At 36.2% G+C, this 19,816-nt stretch carries 21 protein-coding genes; 9 read left to right on the top strand and 12 right to left on the bottom strand.

Features of this window, described 5'->3' with window-relative positions:
• The first annotated feature begins 90 nt into the window (after positions 1-90).
• Both H0S70_RS10150 and H0S70_RS10145 read left to right on the top strand, forming a co-directional pair.
• Positions 91-1,296, top strand: coding sequence for a BaiN/RdsA family NAD(P)/FAD-dependent oxidoreductase (locus H0S70_RS10150; RefSeq protein WP_188320716.1), 1,206 nt, complete (start codon positions 91-93; stop codon positions 1,294-1,296).
• Positions 1,297-1,361: 65 nt separating this feature from the next.
• On the top strand, positions 1,362-1,685 hold the full coding sequence (locus H0S70_RS10145; RefSeq protein ID WP_188320715.1) for a bacteriophage spanin2 family protein: 324 nt from the start codon (positions 1,362-1,364) through the stop codon (positions 1,683-1,685).
• 78 nt (positions 1,686-1,763) lie between these two features.
• Here H0S70_RS10145 and H0S70_RS10140 read toward each other — a convergent pair whose 3' ends face one another.
• The 5 genes from H0S70_RS10140 to rsfS all read right to left on the bottom strand — a co-directional run bounded on the left by H0S70_RS10140 (position 1,764) and on the right by rsfS (position 6,467).
• Entirely contained in the window at positions 1,764-2,417 is a 654-nt protein-coding gene (locus H0S70_RS10140; RefSeq protein WP_188320714.1) for a phosphatidylserine decarboxylase family protein, read from the bottom strand.
• Between the two features lie 6 nt (positions 2,418-2,423).
• Positions 2,424-3,302, bottom strand: a complete 879-nt coding sequence (locus H0S70_RS10135) for a phosphatidate cytidylyltransferase (RefSeq protein WP_188320713.1) — start codon at positions 3,300-3,302, stop codon at positions 2,424-2,426.
• 57 nt (positions 3,303-3,359) lie between these two features.
• Positions 3,360-3,941: an LUD domain-containing protein gene (locus tag H0S70_RS10130; protein WP_123249064.1), complete on the bottom strand. Its 582-nt coding sequence runs from the start codon at positions 3,939-3,941 to the stop codon at positions 3,360-3,362.
• A gap of 116 nt (positions 3,942-4,057) precedes the next feature.
• Positions 4,058-6,052: an ATP-dependent zinc metalloprotease FtsH gene (ftsH, locus tag H0S70_RS10125; RefSeq protein WP_188320712.1), complete on the bottom strand. Its 1,995-nt coding sequence runs from the start codon at positions 6,050-6,052 to the stop codon at positions 4,058-4,060.
• Between the two features lie 52 nt (positions 6,053-6,104).
• Positions 6,105-6,467 carry a ribosome silencing factor gene (rsfS, locus tag H0S70_RS10120; protein WP_031504575.1) on the bottom strand — a complete coding sequence of 121 codons (363 nt, stop codon included), beginning with the start codon at positions 6,465-6,467 and terminating at the stop codon, positions 6,105-6,107.
• Positions 6,468-6,554: 87 nt separating this feature from the next.
• Between rsfS and H0S70_RS10115 the strand changes: the two genes are divergently transcribed.
• Positions 6,555-7,271 (top strand): biotin--[acetyl-CoA-carboxylase] ligase, encoded by a 717-nt coding sequence (locus H0S70_RS10115; protein ID WP_188320711.1) that lies wholly within the window; start codon positions 6,555-6,557, stop codon positions 7,269-7,271.
• On the opposite strand, the gene H0S70_RS10110 is transcribed toward H0S70_RS10115, so the two are convergent.
• From H0S70_RS10110 to H0S70_RS14295, 5 genes are all read right to left on the bottom strand, one after another.
• Entirely contained in the window at positions 7,265-8,359 is a 1,095-nt protein-coding gene (locus H0S70_RS10110) for an LptF/LptG family permease (RefSeq protein ID WP_188320710.1), read from the bottom strand. The genes H0S70_RS10115 and H0S70_RS10110 overlap by 7 nt on opposite strands.
• Before the next feature lie 15 nt (positions 8,360-8,374).
• Entirely contained in the window at positions 8,375-9,511 is a 1,137-nt protein-coding gene (gene tgt / locus H0S70_RS10105; protein WP_394367291.1) for a tRNA guanosine(34) transglycosylase Tgt, read from the bottom strand.
• Position 9,512: 1 nt separating this feature from the next.
• Positions 9,513-9,881: a DUF4296 domain-containing protein gene (locus H0S70_RS10100; RefSeq protein ID WP_188320709.1), complete on the bottom strand. Its 369-nt coding sequence runs from the start codon at positions 9,879-9,881 to the stop codon at positions 9,513-9,515.
• Entirely contained in the window at positions 9,878-10,594 is a 717-nt protein-coding gene (locus tag H0S70_RS10095; RefSeq protein ID WP_188320708.1) for a polyprenol monophosphomannose synthase, read from the bottom strand. Before H0S70_RS10095 ends, H0S70_RS10100 begins: the two co-directional genes overlap by 4 nt.
• A 206-nt stretch (positions 10,595-10,800) precedes the next feature.
• Positions 10,801-10,974, bottom strand: a complete 174-nt coding sequence (locus H0S70_RS14295) for a hypothetical protein (RefSeq protein WP_221404532.1) — start codon at positions 10,972-10,974, stop codon at positions 10,801-10,803.
• 417 nt (positions 10,975-11,391) lie between these two features.
• Between H0S70_RS14295 and H0S70_RS10085 the strand changes: the two genes are divergently transcribed.
• The 3 genes from H0S70_RS10085 to H0S70_RS10075 all read left to right on the top strand — a co-directional run bounded on the left by H0S70_RS10085 (position 11,392) and on the right by H0S70_RS10075 (position 14,653).
• Positions 11,392-12,132, top strand: coding sequence for a uroporphyrinogen-III synthase (locus tag H0S70_RS10085; protein ID WP_188322227.1), 741 nt, complete (start codon positions 11,392-11,394; stop codon positions 12,130-12,132).
• A gap of 123 nt (positions 12,133-12,255) precedes the next feature.
• Positions 12,256-14,310, top strand: a complete 2,055-nt coding sequence (locus H0S70_RS10080; protein ID WP_188320706.1) for a S9 family peptidase — start codon at positions 12,256-12,258, stop codon at positions 14,308-14,310.
• Positions 14,300-14,653, top strand: coding sequence for a hypothetical protein (locus H0S70_RS10075; RefSeq protein ID WP_088263824.1), 354 nt, complete (start codon positions 14,300-14,302; stop codon positions 14,651-14,653). The genes H0S70_RS10080 and H0S70_RS10075 overlap by 11 nt, the downstream gene beginning before the upstream one ends.
• Before the next feature lie 13 nt (positions 14,654-14,666).
• Here the strand turns inward: H0S70_RS10075 and H0S70_RS10070 are convergent, their stop codons facing one another.
• On the bottom strand, positions 14,667-15,167 hold the full coding sequence (locus H0S70_RS10070) for an SRPBCC family protein (RefSeq protein WP_188320705.1): 501 nt from the start codon (positions 15,165-15,167) through the stop codon (positions 14,667-14,669).
• Between the two features lie 188 nt (positions 15,168-15,355).
• On the opposite strand from H0S70_RS10070, the gene H0S70_RS10065 reads away from it, so the two are divergent.
• A complete protein-coding gene (locus H0S70_RS10065) occupies positions 15,356-16,903 on the top strand; it encodes a sensor histidine kinase (protein WP_188320704.1) in 1,548 nt (515 codons plus the stop codon).
• A 72-nt stretch (positions 16,904-16,975) separates the two neighbouring features.
• The gene (locus tag H0S70_RS10060) at positions 16,976-17,662 is read left to right on the top strand and encodes a response regulator transcription factor (protein ID WP_188320703.1); all 687 of its coding nucleotides are present in this window, start codon (positions 16,976-16,978) and stop codon (positions 17,660-17,662) included.
• 71 nt (positions 17,663-17,733) lie between these two features.
• Here the strand turns inward: H0S70_RS10060 and H0S70_RS10055 are convergent, their stop codons facing one another.
• On the bottom strand, positions 17,734-18,261 hold the full coding sequence (locus H0S70_RS10055) for an SPOR domain-containing protein (RefSeq protein WP_188320702.1): 528 nt from the start codon (positions 18,259-18,261) through the stop codon (positions 17,734-17,736).
• 187 nt (positions 18,262-18,448) lie between these two features.
• Here H0S70_RS10055 and H0S70_RS10050 point away from each other — a divergent pair, with 187 nt between their 5' ends.
• Complete coding sequence (locus H0S70_RS10050; RefSeq protein WP_188320701.1) at positions 18,449-19,810, top strand: c-type cytochrome; 1,362 nt, start codon at positions 18,449-18,451, stop codon at positions 19,808-19,810.
• Positions 19,811-19,816: the final 6 nt, after the last annotated feature.

Raw genomic sequence — 19,816 nt, 5'->3', positions numbered from 1 at the left:
AAAATCGTATTTTTGCAAAATTCTATGCTACACTTTATTTTATACTTAAATTAAATCAGTGAAATCGTATAGCTTTAAAAATTCCAACTTGTGAAGAAACAAATCATCATCATCGGAGGCGGAGCGGCCGGTTTTTTTTGCGCTGCAAACCTCGACGAAAGTAAATATTATGTCACCATCCTCGAACAAAATTCTGAGGTATTGCAGAAAGTGAAAATTTCCGGTGGTGGGAGATGCAACGTCTCTCATGCGTGTTTCGATCCAAGAGATTTGGTTGGATTTTACCCGCGGGGAAACAAGGAACTTCTAAGTGTTTTTCACCAATTTCAGCCGGGAGATACGATGGATTGGTTTGATCAGCGAAATGTTTCCTTAAAAATTGAGGACGATAACCGTATTTTTCCTGAAAGTAATTCTTCACAAACCATCATCAATTGTTTGATGAATGAAGTGAACCAGAAAAATTTCACCATCAAAACGAAATCCGTTGTTACAGAAATTGTAAAAAATGCCGAAGATTTTCTTGTCAAAACTAATTCTGGAGATTATACTGCAGATTTTGTGATTTATTGCACCGGAAGTTCGCCAAAATCCTTGAAAATTTTACAGAATCTGGGTCATCAAATCGTAGAGCCGGTTCCTTCGCTCTTTACTTTTAATATTAAAAATGAGACCCTGAAAGATTTGATGGGAACCAGTTTCCCCAATGCAGAAGTGGCAATTCCTGAATTGAAAACAGATGAGTCCGGACCAATGTTGATTACGCATTGGGGACTTTCTGGACCGGCGATTTTGAAAACTTCAGCTTGGAAAGCTCGCGAATTGGCAGCATTAAAATATCAGTTCGATATTTTTGTGAACTTTATCGGAATTGATATGGAGGAAGCACGAGAAATGTTCATGAAATTTCGCCAAGAAAACCCTAAAAAATCTGTTGGAACCGCGAAAATATTTGACATTACTACCAGATTTTGGCATCGAATTTTATGGATTTCAAAAATTGATTTAGATAAAAATATTTCCACAATTTCTTCCAAAGAACTCCAGGATATTTTGCAGAATCTTTGTAAAAATGTAATGAAAGTTACCGGAAAATCGACTTACAAAGACGAATTCGTCACAGCGGGCGGAGTCAATTTAAAGGAAATTAATTTTAAAAATATGACCAGTAAAGTTATCGATCGATTTTATCTTGCTGGCGAAGTTCTTAATATTGACGCGGTTACAGGAGGATTTAATTTTCAAGCATGTTGGAGTGAAGCTTGGTTAATTGCAGAAGATTTGAATAACCTTTAATTATTTTCGAGACCATGATTTTATAAGTTTTTATTTATTAAATTTGAAAAAAATAAATAAATATAATGAGAAAATTTGCACCTATATTCGCTATATTGATGATTTTCATGCTGTTATCGTGCCAAGTAAGCGTGGTGAACCAACAGAAACCGATGCAAAATAATTCTTTGGAATTGTACGAAAAATATACTTTCCAGACGCAAGATGCAAAAGTCATCAAAATGAAAGTGCTGAAGCAAGACAACGAAAATATTTACGGAAAAACAAAAGCCGGAGAAGATGTTGTGCTAAGCAAAATTAACGTTCGAGAAGCGAAAAAAGTAGATATCGTAGCTTCGGTTGCTATTGGTTTAGCAGCACTTGCAGCGGTGATTTTCGTTCCAATTTAATTGGTAGATAGAAAGAAAATAAAAAAAAGAATCAGTGGAAATGCTGATTCTTTTTTTTGTGAAATATTTTCTAAATTTTTAAGCTTGCATCTTTGCAATAACATCGATACCGCCTTTGGTTTTATCACCAATTTTGCATACGATCTCAGTGTCCAACGGTAAGAAAACATCCATTCGGGAACCGAATTTTATGAAACCAAATTCGTGCCCTGCTTTTGCCGCATCGCCTTCATTACAATAAAAAACGATTCTTCTTGCTACATAACCTGCGATTTGACGGAAAACAACTTTGTGATTCGTTAAACTTTCAACTGCAACTGTAGTTCTTTCGTTTTCGGTAGAAGATTTTTCGTGCCAAGCAACCAAATATTTTCCCGGATGATATTTTTTGTAAATCACTTTTCCGGAAACCGGATAACGACAAATATGAACATTCAGCGGAGACATAAAAATAGAGATTTGGATGGCTTTTCCTTTGATGAATTCATCTTCTTCAACCTCTTTAATCATCACCACTTTACCGTCAACAGGTGCAATTACGTTTTCTTTATGAGCCAAAATATCTCTTTGCGGAACACGGAAAAACCAAAATACCAATCCGTAAATTATTAATAATGGAATAATGATAAGGAGCGACCATTCCTTTAGAAAATAAACCGATAGGAATGCAAGTAAAGCGAACACAATACTTGCAACGATGATTGTTCCGGTGGATTCTTTATGGAGTTTCATGAGTTTTTATATAAATTTTTCTAAAATAAAGTACAAATATACGACAGGTGCGCAGATAATAAAACTATCGAGTCGATCTAAAATACCGCCATGACCAGGAATGATATTTCCTGAATCTTTCACACCGAATGTTCTCTTCAATTGGCTTTCCACAAGATCACCGAGTGGCGCAAAAACGGAAATTAAGAATCCTACTACGATCCAATTTCCACGCAAATCGGGGTGAAATCTTTCAACAAAAAATGATAGAATCAACGTTAAAATCACTCCTCCTGCGAAACCTTCCCAAGTTTTTTTAGGAGAAATTTTTGGAGCCATTTTATGTTTTCCGAAAAGTTTTCCGGCAAAAAAAGCAAAACTATCGCTGCTCCAAATGAGAGCAAAAAGAAAGAAAACCTCTAATGTAAACGTGTCGTCATACGAGCTAAATTTTGGCAATCCAAGCGCAAAACCGAACGGTAATGAAAGATAAATCACTGTGAATATCAATTTTCCATTGTCGTAATACAATTCTTTCGGAAACTTGAAAAGTGTGATCACGGCAATTACAATCAGCGAAAGTGCAAGGATTTCTGAAAGATTGAAATTGAAATAAAATCCGTGTTGGAAAAATCTCTTTGAAAAGCGATAAAAAACCAGAACAATAAGCGGGAAAACTAACCATTTTTCCCAACTTTTTGGGTTGAACTTCATCATTTTCACACATTCCCAAGCTCCTACAAACGCAAAGAAAGTCATTAAGCCGTAAAAAAGATTTTCTTGACGAACAACGAGATCGGGAGAGATTTTGTTGATCAAATTAGCGCCGAGCGGAGTGGTGCATAAAATGACTAGAAAACCATAAATTGCACCTCCGAAAAGCCGTTGAACTAGATTTTTATCCAAAATTTATTGATTAAGCGTGTTAGGTTTTCCCCGGAATTCTTTATACTGAAGGAAAAATTAATCTTCGAGCAAAAGTAAGAAAAGTTTCGTATTGTCTTTGTTCGGAGTATCTAATTTTGAATTGCTACCGCTGATTGAGGTTAGGTTACGAATATTTCCGTTGCGTTTGATTTTGCTCATCGCATCGTTCAAATTGTTCACGATTTGCGAAACATTCGCCATAATGATGATCTTTTGCGGAAGTCGCGAAGAATGATAGTGCAGAATATTGTTGTGCGACAGCATGATTCTGCCGTCGTAGGCAATTAGGTATTCACAGGTAATTAATGCAGCGTCGTTGAACAATTCCAGTTCTGTGGTATATGGAACTTTCACTACATCTAGGAAATTTTTTAAATCTTCATCCCAGCAAAATACGGATTTAATATCTTCGATTTTCAGAATGTGATTGAGGGTTTGCAACGCTTCGGCTTCATCAGCACAATAATTAAAAAAACCTCCGGAATGGGTAAATAATTGGGCAAATTTATAGTCGAGATCTGCATTTTTCAGCTGATCTCCAAGTTTGATCAAATCCGGATTTTCTTCTTCCTCAGGTTGATTTAATATTTTGCCAACAATTTTTTTAAAAAGACTCAATTTCTATCGAATTATGCGATTGATACTACAAAAATAGAAAATATTTATTATAGGAGATAAAATTATAAAAAAAAACCTGATAATTTGCAGGTTACCGCAATTATCAGGTTATTAATTTAAATCTGTGTATTAGATTCCGGACCTAAAATGGTTTCCGGTGATTCGTTTTCAGGAGTGTGAGTGTTGGAAACCGGATGCTCAGTAAGTTCAGGATCCCAAGCTCTTTGACCGAAAATTTCTTCTAAATCTTCTCTGAAAATCACCTCTTTTTCTAGAAGTTTATTGGCCAATGCATCAAGTTTATCTTTGTTTGCTGATAAAATTTGTAATGCTCTCTGATATTGAGTTGCAATGATTTTCGAAATTTCTTCATCAATTATTTTGGCAGTTTGCTCAGAATATGGTTTCCCGATATTGTATTCGGATTGACCAGAACTATCATAGTAGGAAATGTTTCCGATTTTTTCGTTTAAACCATAAATTGTCACCATCGCCTGAGCTTGTTTGGTAACTCTTTCCAAATCGGAAAGTGCTCCGGTAGAAATGTTTCCGAAAATTACTTGTTCCGCAGCTCTTCCCCCTAAAGTTGCACAAAGTTCATCGTACATCTGTTCAGTTGTTGTAAGCTGCCTTTCTTCCGGTAAATACCATGCAGCGCCTAACGATCGGCCTCTTGGTACAATGGTAACTTTCAATAGAGGAGCAGCATGTTCCACGAGCCAAGAAATGGTTGCATGACCAGCTTCGTGATAGGCAACTCTTCTTTTTTCTGAAGGTTTTATTGCTTTATTTTTCTTTTCTAAACCACCGATGATTCTGTCTACAGCGTCTAAGAAATCTTGTTTATTTACAGATTCATGGCCGTTTCTCGCAGCAATTAGGGCTGCTTCATTACAAACATTTGCAATATCAGCACCGCTGAATCCCGGAGTTTGTTTTGCCAAAAATTCTCTGTCGATATTTTCATCGAGCTTAATTTTCGCCAAATGCACGTTGAAAATTTCTTTTCTTTCATGAAGTTCCGGCAAGTCAACATAAATGGAACGGTCGAATCGGCCGGCTCGCATTAAAGCTTTATCTAAAATATCAGCTCTGTTGGTTGCTGCCATTACGATTACGTTGGTATCTGTTCCGAAACCATCCATTTCGGTAAGAAGTTGGTTGAGGGTATTTTCTCTTTCGTCGTTTCCGCCGGTGAAATTTCCTTTACCTCTCGCTCTACCAATAGCGTCAATCTCATCAATGAAAATAATCGCCGGAGATTTCGCTTTAGCTTGCGCAAAAAGATCGCGAACTCTGGAAGCTCCAACTCCCACAAACATTTCCACAAAATCGGAACCCGAAAGTGAAAAGAAAGGAACCTTTGCTTCACCAGCAACAGCTTTTGCCAAAAGGGTTTTACCTGTTCCCGGAGGACCTACTAAAAGAACTCCTTTCGGAATTTTGCCTCCTAATTTGGTGTATTTTTCAGAATTTTTAAGGAAATCTACCACTTCCTGTACTTCTTCTTTTGCGCCTTCTAATCCAGCAACATCTTTGAAGGTTACCTGTACTTTTTCCTTTTCATCAAATAATTTAGCACGCGATTTTCCGATGGAGAAGATCTGTCCACCAGGACCGCCGCCTCCGCCGCCCATCATTTTTCGGAAGATCACAAAATAGAATAATGCCATAATTGCGATCCAGAAAACAGCCGTGAAAAGCAGTTCTGTCATTGGGTTTTTGCCAATTCCATAGTCTCTTTTAGTTGCAATGGCGGGGTTTTCCTGCTTGATTTTATCGAACTTTTCAAGGAAAAGCTGTAAATCACCAAAACTCAATGTATAATCTGGTTTTGGTGCAAAATCAAATGTAGAAAATGGACTTTTATCTTTGGCAACTTGCTTATTGGCAAGTTCTGTTTTTGCAGCTTTGGTTAAGAAGACATCCGCTTTTTCGGTGTCTTTATATATCATTACATCCTGAATTTTTCCTTGCTGAAGCAGTTGAAAGAAGCCTTCTTCGTCGAGTGAATTGGAGCTAGAATCGCTATTCATGTTGGTGAAGAAGAACAGCAATACTGCTGCGATCAGTATCGGAAAAAACCAGTTAAATCCTTTGTTGTTATTCATATCTGTTTTTATAAAAATTTTGACGAAAAAAGAATTCCGCCAATGCTTTAGATTAATTTTCTATTTTAGTGATTTTGGCATCGCCCCAAAGCTCCTCGATATCGTAATATTCACGGGTTTCTCTTTGGAAAACGTGTACTACAACAGACACATAATCGAGCAGAACCCACAGCGAATTTTCAGTTCCTTCCACATGCCATGGTCGGTCTTGTAACTCGTTTCGAACTTTTTTTTCAATGTTTCCGGAGATTGCTGAAACTTGAGTATTGGAGTTTCCTGTGCAAATTATAAATGTTTGAGCTACTGAGTTTTCGATGCTAGAAAGATCGAAAATCATGATGTCTTCACCTTTTGTATCTTGTATTGCTTCCACGATTTTGTTGGTAAGCAGTTGTTTTTCTGTAATTTTATTCATTAAAAATCTTGTATAATCTGCAAATTTATTGTTTTTTTATTTAATTAAAGCCAATTTTGCTGTTTCTATCTCTTAAAGTTTTCATAAATGAGCGCACTTATTTTCCTTGAAAAATGTACTTCTACTAATGACGAAATTCTCAGGCATTTTACTTTAACGCGATCTGCACATTTGGCGATTTATACCTTTAACCAAACTCGAGGAAGAGGACAATATGGCAATAGTTGGAACTTATCGGTAAACCAAAATCTTGCTTTTTCGATGGCTTTACCGGTGGATCAATTCACCATTCGGGATCAATTTATCAATTTTCGTACCGCTGAAGTTTTGGCTAATTTTCTTGCCATAATGACAAAATCTACTGTAGAAATCAAGTGGCCGAATGATTTGATAATTCAGAATAAAAAAGTAGCAGGAATTTTAATCGAGAAAAAGAATATTGATGGAATTTCTTATTTTATTGTCGGAATTGGTTTGAATGTTTTACAAACTGATTTTCAAGATCTTAAAAAGGCGGGTTCTCTGTTGACGCAAACTGGAATAAGCTTTCAACTTCATGATTTCGCAAAAGAACTTTATGAATATTTAATGGAAAACTTAACCAAAAAAGCCTCAGAAGACAATATTTTGAAAGAAATCAATCACCGATTATTCAGAAAAGATAAAGTTTCTGTTTTTTCACACCATGAGATGAGACAGAATGGCATTATTAAAAAGGTTGATGAAGAAGGTTTTCTTTGGGTTGAACTTGAAAATGAGGGTTTGAAAAAGTTCTATCACAAGGAAATTGAATTGCTTTATTGATTGGCTCTTTTGAAATAAAGATACAAAGCAATTGGTCCGAAAATGAGATTTGGAAACCACATCGCAAGAAGCGGAGGTAATGATTTGTTCTCGGATACGACCTTTAGAACCTCGAATGAAAATACAAATACAAAAGCTAAAGCGATTCCGAGTGCGAGATTGAGTCCCAATCCGCCACGTTTTTTTTCGGATGATAAACTGAGTCCTAAAATAGTAAGAATGATCACTGAAACCGGCATCGAAGTTCTTTGATAGAGCTCGTTCAAATAGCTGTTCAAGTTTGCGTTTCCTTTTTCTTTTTCGCGATTGATGAATTTGATGAGTTCCGGTGTAGTTTTATTTTGCCCCAACAAAACATCCGGGAAAAGCTCTTCCGGCGGATGACCAAAACTTTTGTTCAACGTGTTTCCATTGTTGAGTTTTTCTGTATCGTCTTTATTGATGGTTTTTTCGAAATAATTATTAAGCGAAAAATATTTTTTGTCTTTATCCCAATAGAAATCGTTGGCGTTCAACTGATAGATTAATTTTTTGTTCTTATCGAATTTTTGATAAATAAATCCAGAGCCGCGTTTTTCTTTTTTATTATAACTTTTAATAAAGATATATTCGGTTTTGGAAAGTTGGGTAGAAACTTCGGAATTTCCGGTGAATTCCGCACGGCTAACCGCATTGTAAGTGTAAGGTTCCAACTCGTTTTTCTTGATATTCGAAAGTGGCAAAACGAAATGATTGATTAAAAGAGCGATTAACGCGATGAATCCCGATGTCATCAAATAAGGTCTTGCAAAACGATGAAAACTCGCCCCAGAACTTATAATGGCGACAATTTCAGTGTTATTGGCGATTTTGGAAGTAAAGAAAATCACCGAAATGAAAACCAAAATCGACATGAAAGTAATGATCAAATTGATAATCCAATACGGATAAAAATTCACGAGAAATTCTGAAACTTTAAAGCCATTGGACTCAATTCTTGGAGCTTTCGCTTGAACATCGATGACCAAAACGATAATCGTCAACAATCCCAGCATAAACCCAAAGGTTCCGAGGTATTTTTTGATGATATATAAATCGATTATTTTCATGAACATGGTTCCTTGTTAGAGTCTTGTTTTCAGCGTAGGGATTACCGAGTTTTTCCACTCGTAGAAATCGCCGGCGATAATGTGTGCTCTGGCAACTCTTACCAAATCGAGATAGAACGCCAAATTGTGTACCGAAGCAATCTGTTTTGCCAAATATTCTTTCGCAACGAACAAATGTCGGACATACGCTTTGGAATATTCTGAATCCACATAACTGGTCCCGAACTCGTCTAACGGAGAAAAATCGCTTTCCCATTTTTTATTTTTCATGTTCATCACACCGTTCCAAGTGAAGAGCATTGCGTTTCTTGCATTTCTTGTCGGCATCACACAATCCATCATATCGATTCCGAGACCAATGGATTCTAGGATGTTCCACGGTGTTCCTACGCCCATCAAATATCTTGGTTTGTCTTTGGGTAAAATATCGGTTACTTCGTCGGTGATTCGGTACATTTCCTCTTCAGGTTCACCCACGGAAAGTCCGCCAATTGCGTTTCCGGCTGCGTTTTGTTCGGAAATAAATTCCGCCGAAATTTTTCTTAAATCAGAATAAGTAGAACCTTGAACAATTGGGAAAAGTCTTTGTTTATGTCCATAGATTTCTGGGTTTTCTTCGGTCCATTCGATGCATCTTTTTAGCCATCGATGGGTCATTTCCATAGAATCTTTGGCCAAATTGTAATCGCAAGGATACGGCGTACATTCATCAAAAGCCATAAAAATATCAGCACCAATTTGACGCTGGATTTCCATAGATTTTTCAGGAGAAATGAAATGTAAACTTCCATCGATGTGTGATTTGAATTTCACACCTTCTTCGGTTAATTTTCTGGACTTTGATAAAGAAAAAACCTGATAACCACCGGAATCGGTAAGAATCGGCAAATCCCAATTCATGAATTTATGTAAACCGCCTGCAGCCTGCATAATATCCATTTTCGGACGTAAATTGAGGTGGTATGTGTTTCCTAAAATAATTTGAGCTTTGATGTCATCGCGAAGTTCTCTTTGATGAACAGTTTTTACAGAAGCTACCGTCCCAACAGGCATGAATATTGGAGTTTGGATGGTTCCGTGATCTGTAGTAATGGTTCCGGCTCTTGCTTTTCCGGTCGTTGTATTGTTGATTTCGAAAAATTGGGACATCATATTATCTTGCAAACGCGGGTACGTTTTTATTTTCTTTTAATTTCTTTTCAATATAATCTTTCGCTGCAGGATCTTTTTCCAAAACAATTTCTTGTGCATTGTTGAGGATTTTTTCCATATCTCCTGTCGCGGTATAAAATTTATAACTTTCGACAAAATCGGTTGCCGTAATATTCTTTTGTTTAAGGGTAAATCGCGTTAAATTTTCGATATTGGTTTGTGGGAAGAAGTTGCTCATCTGATCATTGATGGCAAATTCAGCAATAATTTCTGACATTTTATCTTTCTCGATTAGGTTTTTCGGAGGATCGATTAGTTCCGAGCAACTCGCCAATAAAAAGGTAAAGATGATAAACAACCAATTTTTCATAATTTTCCGATGATTGATTTCCACTTCAGATTTAAAACACCAAAAACAGCTTCATGGATGATTCCGCCATTCATTTTGCTTTCGCCTAATTCCCGGTTGGTGAAAATTATCGGCACTTCCACAATCTTAAATCCTTTCTTGAATGCACGAAATTTCATTTCGATCTGAAAGCCGTAACCCTTAAGTTTAATGTTGTCTAGTCCGATTTCTTCGAGTACCTTTCTGGAAAAACACACAAAACCGGCAGTGGTATCATGAACCGGAATTCCCAAAATGGTGCGAACATATTTTGATGCGAAATAGGACAAAAGAACCCTTCCCATCGGCCAGTTCACCACATTCACTCCTTTGGAATAGCGAGAACCGATGCTCATGTCGGCATTTTTGCAAGCTTCAAAAAGTCTGCTGAGATCTTTCGGATTATGCGAAAAATCGGCATCCATCTCAAAAATATAGTCGTATTGGTTTTGCAACGCCCACCGGAAACCGTGGATGTACGCTTTTCCCAAACCGTCTTTGGTTTTCCTAACGCTGAGATGAAGAATATGCGGATAAATTTTTTGTAAATTTCTTACAATATCTGCTGTTCCGTCGGGAGAAGAATCATCAACAATAAGGATGTGGAAGTCCTCTTCCAATACAAAAACTGCTGAAATTATATTTTCAATATTTTCCTTCTCGTTATAAGTAGGAATAATGACGAGTTTCTTCATCCTTGAAATTAATTTGCAAAGATAAACTTTTCCTGCTTCTTTTTTTAATGAATTCTTTTGGAGGGATTTTTGTGATTTTATTTGATGATAAATTCAGTCAATTATTTCTTTTTATATTCTTATTTTTGCAAAAAAAATAATCAATTGATTAGAATTGCACAGCATAATGATTGGGTCGTATGGATTCTTGTGGGCTGTATTTTCCTTTATATATTCATGCTGGTTTCGTTGCGCAGGGATTCTGGCGTATTGGAATTTCTTATGCAGAAATTTCCCGATTCTACAAATAATTTCCTAAGCTGGATGATAATTAGTGTGGTTTTTTGCGTCACTTTATCGGTTTTGGTTTCTCCGTATTTGCCGGCTGTTCCAAATACCATTAGCGCTCTGCAAATTGGAGGCTATGAATTGAACAAGTTTGGCTATACTTTCTTGGCAATTAGTGCATTTTATTTCATGAAAAACGCTTTAAGTTATCTGTTTTTTGCTGGGACGGGATCGGTGAAGAAATGGGAAGTGTTTTATTTTACCGTTTCCAAATTCTATTTTTCTTTTTCGTTGATAATCATGATTTTGTGTGTGATTAGCAATTTTTATATAGTGGATCGTGCAGAAATGTTTAATATTTGTGTAGTAGGACTGGCCGCAATTTTTTTATTTAAATTAAGCTATTATCTCTTTCACAGCAGTCGGATACTTCCCGAAATATGGTATTATAAAATTTTGTATATTTGCACCCTCCAAATTGTACCCGTTTTGGTACTCTGGAAGGTATTGTTTTTTTAATTATTTTGATGATGAAAATTAAATCTATATTAGTTTCGCAACCTGCACCGAATGAATCTTCTCCATATTTAGAGATGGCCAGAAAGGAAAAAATCAAGATAGATTTCAGGCCTTTTATTCATGTAGAAGGGGTGGAGGCAAAGGAACTTAGAACACAAAAAATTGATTTGGCACAATTTACAGGGATTATTTTCACCAGCAAAAATGCCGTTGATAATTACTTCCGTCTGGCAGAGGAAATGCGATTCTCAGTTCCGGATTCTATGCGATATATTTGCCAATCTGAGGCCATTGCAAACTACCTACAGAAGCATATTGTTTATAGAAAAAGAAAAATTTCTTTCGGTGAGAAAACTTTCGCGGACTTGATGCCTTTGTTTAAAAAATTCCCAACAGAAAAATATTTGTTACCTGCCGCAGAAAGCATCAGTCCGGATATTTTGAAAGTATTGGAAGCTGCTCCGATTGATTGGACCAAAGCAACCATGTACAGAACTGTTTCCAGTGATTTGAGTGACATTAATATTAAAGATTACGACATGTTGGTTTTCTTTAGTCCACAAGGAATTAGATCGTTAGGTTCTAATTTCAAAGATTTTAAACAAGAAGATACCAAAATCGCAGTTTTCGGAAACACCACAGAAATGGCCGCAAAAGAAGCCGGATTGAGAGTGGATGTGATGGCGCCAAGCAAAGAAACTCCATCAATGACAATGGCAATTGAAAAATATGTAAGAAGTATGAATAAGTAATTCATCTTCAGTTTGAGATATAAAACCGTCTTTTTCTACGAATAAGATGGTTTTTATTTTTTATAAATCATAACTTTATCGGCTTTTTTTAATGAAAAAATCCGACGTAATTTTTACAACAATATGAATGTTCCTAAAGCAAAAAAAATAGAAAAACTTCTCGAAATTCACGGTGACAGAAGGGTAGATCCCTATTTCTGGATGAACGAAAGAGAAAATCCCGAGGTGTTGAAATACCTCGAAGAAGAAAATGCATACTGCGACGAAATCATGAAAGATACCGAAGATTTTCAGCAATTGCTTTTCGACGAAATGAAAGCTAGGTACAAAGAAGACGACGAAAGTTTACCTTATTTTTTCAATGAATACTGGTATTTGGTACGCTACGAAAAAGGGAAGGAATATCCGATTTTCAGCAGAAAATTCCAGACTTTGGAAAATGAAGAAGAGATTCTCGTCGATGTAAACATTTTAGCAGAAGGTGAAAAATTTTTCGAAGTAGGAAGCGTTGCAGTTTCTCCTGATAACAAATTGATTTCTTATTCAACCGACAATCTCGGACGACGAATCTATACCATTAATTTTAAAAATCTAGAAACCGGAGAAGTTTTCCAAGATCAGATTTTCAATACCACCGGAAAAGTAGTTTGGGCAAATGATAATCAGCATGTTTTCTACATTAGAAAAGACGAAAGCTTGCGCGCTTTTCAGGTTTTCAGGCATCAGTTGGGAACCCAATCGGAAGATGATGTTCTGATTTTTCATGAAAAAGATGAAACTTTTGATGTTAATGTCTTTAAAACCAAATCTTTAGAATATATTTTCATCTCAAGTTCCAGTACAATTTCCGATGAGATGCGTTTTATTCCGGCTGAAAATGTTTTCGCAGATTGGACAATTATTCAACCGAGAATTGAAGATTTGGAATATTCTGTTGAGCATTATCAAGATGAATTTTACATTATTACCAATGCGGATGATGCGACTAATTTTAAAATCGTAAAAACCAAGGTTTCCCAGCCAGAGATTGAAAATTGGGTAGAAGTAATTCCACATCGAAAAGAAACATTGCTCGAGGGTTTCGAAATCTTCAATGATTATTTGGTGCTTGAAGAAAGAACTGAAGGTTTGCTCCATATCAAAATTATCGATAATCACAGTGGAAATTCGCATTATTTACAATTTACAGATCCTACTTATACCGCCTATATTGGGCTGAATTTAGAGTTTAATACCCAAAAGCTGAGATTTGGTTACACCTCGCTTACCAAACCCAATTCAACTTCAGAATATGATATGAAGGAAAAAACTACTAAAATCTTGAAAGAGCAAGAGGTTTTAGGTGGAAAATTCTTCGCGGAAAATTATGTGTCAGAAAGAATTTGGGCTCCGTCGAGAGATGGAAAAAATAAGATTCCAATTTCTTTGGTTTATCATAAAAACACACCGAAATCAGCAGAAGCACCTTTGCTTTTGTACGGTTACGGAAGTTATGGACATACCGTGGATGCGAGTTTTTCGAATGTGAGATTGTCAATTCTTGATCGTGGATTTATTTATGCAATTGCCCACATTCGAGGTGGTGAATATTTGGGAAGAGAATGGTATGAAGGCGGAAAAATGCTTGCAAAAAAGAATACTTTTTTCGATTTCATCGATGCCGGGAAACATTTGATTTCGGAAAATTACACTTCTGAAAAACATCTTTATGCGATGGGCGGAAGTGCGGGCGGACTTTTGATGGGCGCTGTGATCAATTATGAGCCGCAACTTTTCAACGGTATTGTGGCGCAAGTTCCTTTTGTAGACGTGGTTACGACAATGCTCGATGAAACAATTCCTTTGACCACAGGTGAATTTGACGAATGGGGAAATCCTAAAATAAAAAAATATTACGATTACATGAAATCGTATTCGCCATACGATAATGTGGAAGCTAAAAATTATCCAAATATGTTGATTACCACTGGATTACACGATTCGCAAGTGCAATATTGGGAACCCGCAAAATGGACTGCAAAACTCCGTGAACTGAAAACAGATTCTAATATTTTGGTATTCAAAACCGATATGAGCGCTGGTCACGGCGGAGCTTCCGGTAGATTTGAATCTTTAAAAGAAGACGCTCTCGAATATGCGTTTTTATTAAAATTAGAAAATAAAATTGATGGAAAATAAATCTGAAAACCAACTTTGGGAAGAAGTAGAACAATTTTTTGTTGAAAATTTCGATACCGATAAACATCCGCAAATTGACACGATTTTGTTCTTAATTGGCGTGCAGGAACTCGGAAGCGGACAACAAAAATATACCAAAGATGATAAGGTAAATATTCTACATATCGCAGTTTGCCGACTTTTGGAACCATTTGGATATTATCGTTTTTCACATTACGACGATGATGGTTATCCGCATTTTGATGAGGTAGAAAACCTGCCGGAATTGAAACCAAATGAGCAGCAGATTTTAATGAAAAAAGCAATTATTCAGTATTTTATTGACGAAGAATTATTCAAATAACAAAAAGATCGGTTTATGGCCGATTTTTTCCGTTAATTATTTCTGCTAATTGATTTAAAGCCATTTTAAAACCTTCTTCAAAACCCATTTCGAGAATTGTTTTCATATCATTTTCGGAATTAAAATGAATATTGATGGTGAGTTTGGTGCCTTCTTCAACGCCTGTAAAACCAATCAGCCAATTCACAGAAGGGATTTCCGAAGTTGGATTTCCGTTTTCATCAGCAAAAAAATCAATCCACGAAATACTTCTAGGCGCATTGATCTCCTCGTATATTACTCCGGCGCGATGTCGCTCATTATTGGGGCCTATCATTGCGTAATTCCATTTTCCACCTTCACGAAAATCGAGATTTGAAGTTTCGCAACGCCATGGTTTCGGTGCCCACCATTGATCAAGTAATTCCGGTTTTGTGAAATAATCCCAAACGAGAGCTGGTTTGTTTTGGTAAATCACCATCACAAAAACTGTAGCTGCATCAAGATCTTTATTAAAAACAATATCGGGTTTCATAAATGTAGTTTTAACAAATTTAATTCTTTATTTGATATGTTGTTGGTTTGCAAAATATTTTAACGCGGATTTAGTAAGAATTTGTTAAAAAAAAGAATTTTAAGAAACTAGCAACAATATTTTTAACTTTTTTGTGTTATATTAATCTTAAAATCAGTAATTTTAACAATTCAAATTAAAATTTCATAATGAACAATAAATTTATTCCATTTATTTCTGTACTGATGACGATTTCAATGATTGTGTTCGTCACGTTGCAATTATATTGGATAAAAGAGCTGTATTCCGCGCTGAACCAGGATTTTTCGAACAAAGTGTATTCTGCACTCGAAACTACTGCGCTCAAAACCCAGCAATTGGAAGTCGATAAATACCTAAACCAGGATTATAAAAATTTCGCCAAGAATGTGGTTGATAGCAGCAATCAGCCGACGCAAACTTATATTCAGCAAAATTCCGATTCCGCGAACAGACAAACCATTACTTTTCAGAAAAGTATCGTTGAAAACCAAAAATTTCCGATTTCTCAGAAAGGTGATAGTCTAAAACTTACCAAATTATACACCGACGAAGGGATTTTGAAAATTAAAAAAGAAGGAAATTCTTCGGAACCACTTACTGCACAACTTAGCAAGGACATCAATAATAATACTTATGCACTGAAAGAATTTGCGAAACTAAGTGCTTCGAATCTTCCGATTGAGAAAAGAGTGGACGTCAAAACTTTGGATTCTGTTTTGGATAAAGAGCTGAAATTGAACGGTTTAAAAACGAAAGTTGGCTTTGCAGTGATGGATAAGAAGAACAATATCACCAAAGTTGTTAATGATATTTATAAAGCTGGAAAAGATGAAAGCGATTATACCTATCCGCTTTTTACCGATAGCGAAGATAGGACGCTTTATACTTTGGCTCTCGTATTTCCAGATAAAAAATATTCACTTGCAAAGACTAATTTGCCGATGCTTCTTGGGACGATCATGTCTTTGCTTACGATTTTGGGGATTTATATTATTTCCATTAATTACATGATGAAGCAGAAGAAAATTGCGGAAGTGAAAACCGATTTCATTAATAATATGTCGCATGAGTTCAAAACGCCTTTGGCGACGATTTCGGTTGCGACAGATTCTTTGGCGAACGATAAAATTGCGACCAATCCGGAGAAAGTGAAGTATTATTCCGGCTTAATCAAACAAGAAAATTTGAGGATGAAAAAACAGGTGGAAAACGTTCTCAATATGTCGAAACTCGAAAGAAATGAGGTGAAACTTTTCTTGAAGGAAACCGATGTAAGAGCTTTGATTAAAGAAATTACCGAATCTTTCGGATTGATCGTAGCGCAGCGAAATGGTACGCTCACCCAAGAATTCAATACGGATCGCTATAAATTTAAAATTGATGAGTTTCATATTTCCAATGCGTTGGTGAATTTGCTTGATAACGCTAATAAATATTCGCCGGAAGCACCAGAAATAAAAGTGAGGACTCGAAATGAAGGTAATTGGTATGTTGTGGAGATTTCCGATAAAGGAATGGGAATGGAAACTGACAACCGAACCAGAATTTTCGAGAAATTCTTCCGCGAAGAAACCGGAAATATCCACAATGTAAAAGGACAAGGTTTAGGACTTTCCTACGTGAAAAAGATCATAGAATTGCACAAAGGACAAATAATTGTAGATTCTCAGAAAGGAAAGGGAAGTACTTTTACCATAAAATTGCCAATGAGCTAATTGAAAATTAACAAAAAATAAAATAAGATTTGGAAAACAATCTTATCACATCAAAATTTAAATAAATAAATTATGAGCAACAGAATCTTATTAGTAGAAGACGACCAAAGTTTTGGTGCTGTTTTAAAAGATTATTTAACCATAAATAATTTCGAAGTTACCCTCGCAACAGATGGTGAACAGGGTTTGAAAGAGTTCACAGAAAATGAATTTGATATTTGTATTTTCGATGTGATGATGCCTAAAAAAGACGGTTTCAGTTTGGCTGAAGATGTGAAGAGAATTGATAAAAACACGCCGATTATATTCCTTACCGCAAGAAATATGCGTGAAGATATATTGAAAGGTTATCAACTCGGAGCCGACGATTATATTACCAAACCTTTTGATACAGAGCTTTTGTTGTATAAAATAAAAGCGATCCTACAAAGAAGTGCAGTTTTGGAAGATGAGGAGCAGGAACAATTCAAAATTTCCAATATTTTCTTCGATTCGATGCTGCGTCAGTTAAGGGTTGGTGATCATGAATATAAGCTTTCTCCAAAAGAAAATGAATTGCTTAAATTGTTGTGCATCCATCGCAACGATTTCATGCCGAGAGATTTGGCTTTGCGAAAAATCTGGAAAAAAGAAAACTATTTCACCGCGAGAAGTATGGATGTGTATATCGCAAAACTTCGAAAATTATTGAAAGATGATGACGGTTTGGAAATTATCAACGTTCACGGCGAAGGTTTCCGACTGTTGGTGAAAAACTAAAATTGAAATTCGATTTAAATAAAAAAGCTCAGAAAATTTTCTGAGCTTTTTTGATTTTAAAAATGTGAAAATTATTTTGCTTCAACGCAGAAAACTCTGTACTGAACAGCAGTTGCACCTTTGAAATAGTTTTTAATTCTCGCTAAATCACCTGCAGCGCTTTGTTTGGAAATATAACTACCCGCCATCACTTTATAATTTGGACGAAGCGAAGCATCGATTTCTACTTTCATGTTAGGAAATCTTCTGCGGAAATACATCCCAACTTCGCGGGCTTCTTCGTTGCTTTTTACTACTGCAAGTTGAATTTTATACCCCATAATTCTTGGGTTTCTTCTGCAAATTTCAGCACGGGAAAGTTCTTTTTCCGGTACGGTAATCTTTGGCGTAGATGTTCTGGGAGTGTTATCTGAAGAGGAATTTGCAATTGTGCTAGCGCATTCATTCTCCATCGTTGTAAGTAGATCATCCACTTTTTTGTCCATACTTATGATAAGTGGTGTTCCGGAAATGGTATCGTTTTTCACAACTTGCTGGGCGTCAATCTGATTCATCATCACGAAAGAAAACGCGGTGAAAATTTTAAGGATATATTTCATCAAAAAATTATTTTTCGCAAATTTATAACAAATAAAAATCATACCAACATTTGTTATTTAGAATTAATACAAATTAAGTAAAAACGGCAATTGCTCTTTCTTCCATCGTTAATTTTCTGTTAAAAGTCTTATTTTTGCGCTATTGAAAAGTAAACTCAAAATATTTTACTAACCCAAGATTTTATAAATGATTAGTTGGAGAAAGCATTACAAAAGGGGTCTTATCGCAATAGGTCTATTGCTGTCGACCAGTGCTTCTATTTACGCTCAAGGAGATGCTAAGAACGGTGAAAAGCTTTTTAAAGCGAACTGTACCGCGTGTCACGCATTGGACAAACAAATGGTTGGGCCTGCATTAGGCGGCGTAGTAGACAGACTTAAAAAAGAGCAAAATCTAGACACGGATTGGCTTCACAAATGGATTAAAGACAATAAAGCTTTGAGAGCTTCTGGCGATAAATATGCCAATGAAGTTTACGAAAAGTTTAATAAAACGGAAATGCCTGCGTTTCCTGCTCTTTCCGATCAGGATATTGATGATATTTTAGAGTATACCACCAATCCGCCGGCACCGGAACCTGCAGCAGATGCAGCGGCTACTGCTGGAACGGATTCTATGGCAGCTTTGGAAGCGGCAAATAAAGAATCGGCTAATTCTAAAATTATCTTAATTTCTCTATTTGCAATCGGTGGCCTTTTGTTATGGTTGCTATTTAAATTAAGACAACTTGTAAAACTTCAGCAATCCGAAGAATTAGCGGGACTTAATGAAACTAGAGCGACTTCGTTTGCTGATATGTATAAGAGATATCACTATGTAGGCAAAGGAATATTGGTGGTTCTCGGAGTATTAGCTGCTTATGGAATTTGGAACTGGATGATGTGGATCGGAGTTTATAAAGGGTATAAGCCGGAGCAACCAATTTACTTCTCGCACAAGATTCACGCGGGTGAAAATAAAATTGACTGTCAACTTTGTCACTCTTCCGCGAAATATGGTAAAGTTTCCGAAATCCCATCTATGAACGTTTGTATGAACTGTCACCGAACAATTTCTGAGTATAACGGAAAATATATGGAGCCAGGAAAAGACAAAGCTTTCTATGACGGCGAAATCAAGAAAATTTATGCAGCAACAGGTTGGGATCCTGAAAAACAACAATATACAGGCAAAACACAGCCAGTGGAGTGGACTAGAATTCACAATATGCCGGATTTCGTTTATTTCAACCACTCTCAACACGTTGTAGCAGGTGAGCAAGCGATTATCAATTCTTTCAATAAGAAAAATCCTGATGCGAAAATTGATGTTGTCTGTAAAGCTTGTCATGGTCAAATTGATACCATGAATGTTGTGCAAATGGCGAATGATTTTACAATGGGATGGTGTATCGAATGTCACAGAACAACAGAAGTTGATATGAACAACGGTTATAATAAAGAGTACTTCAAAAATCTACACGAAAAACTGAAAAAGCAATATGGTTCAGGTACGAAGATTACGGTAGATGCTATTGGAGGTCTTGAGTGTGGTAAATGTCATTATTAATAACAA

Source organism: Chryseobacterium manosquense, assembly GCF_014623485.1.
Taxonomy (GTDB): Bacteria; Bacteroidota; Bacteroidia; order Flavobacteriales; family Weeksellaceae; genus Kaistella; species Kaistella haifensis.
This window is presented reverse-complemented; position numbering and strand designations above follow the sequence as displayed.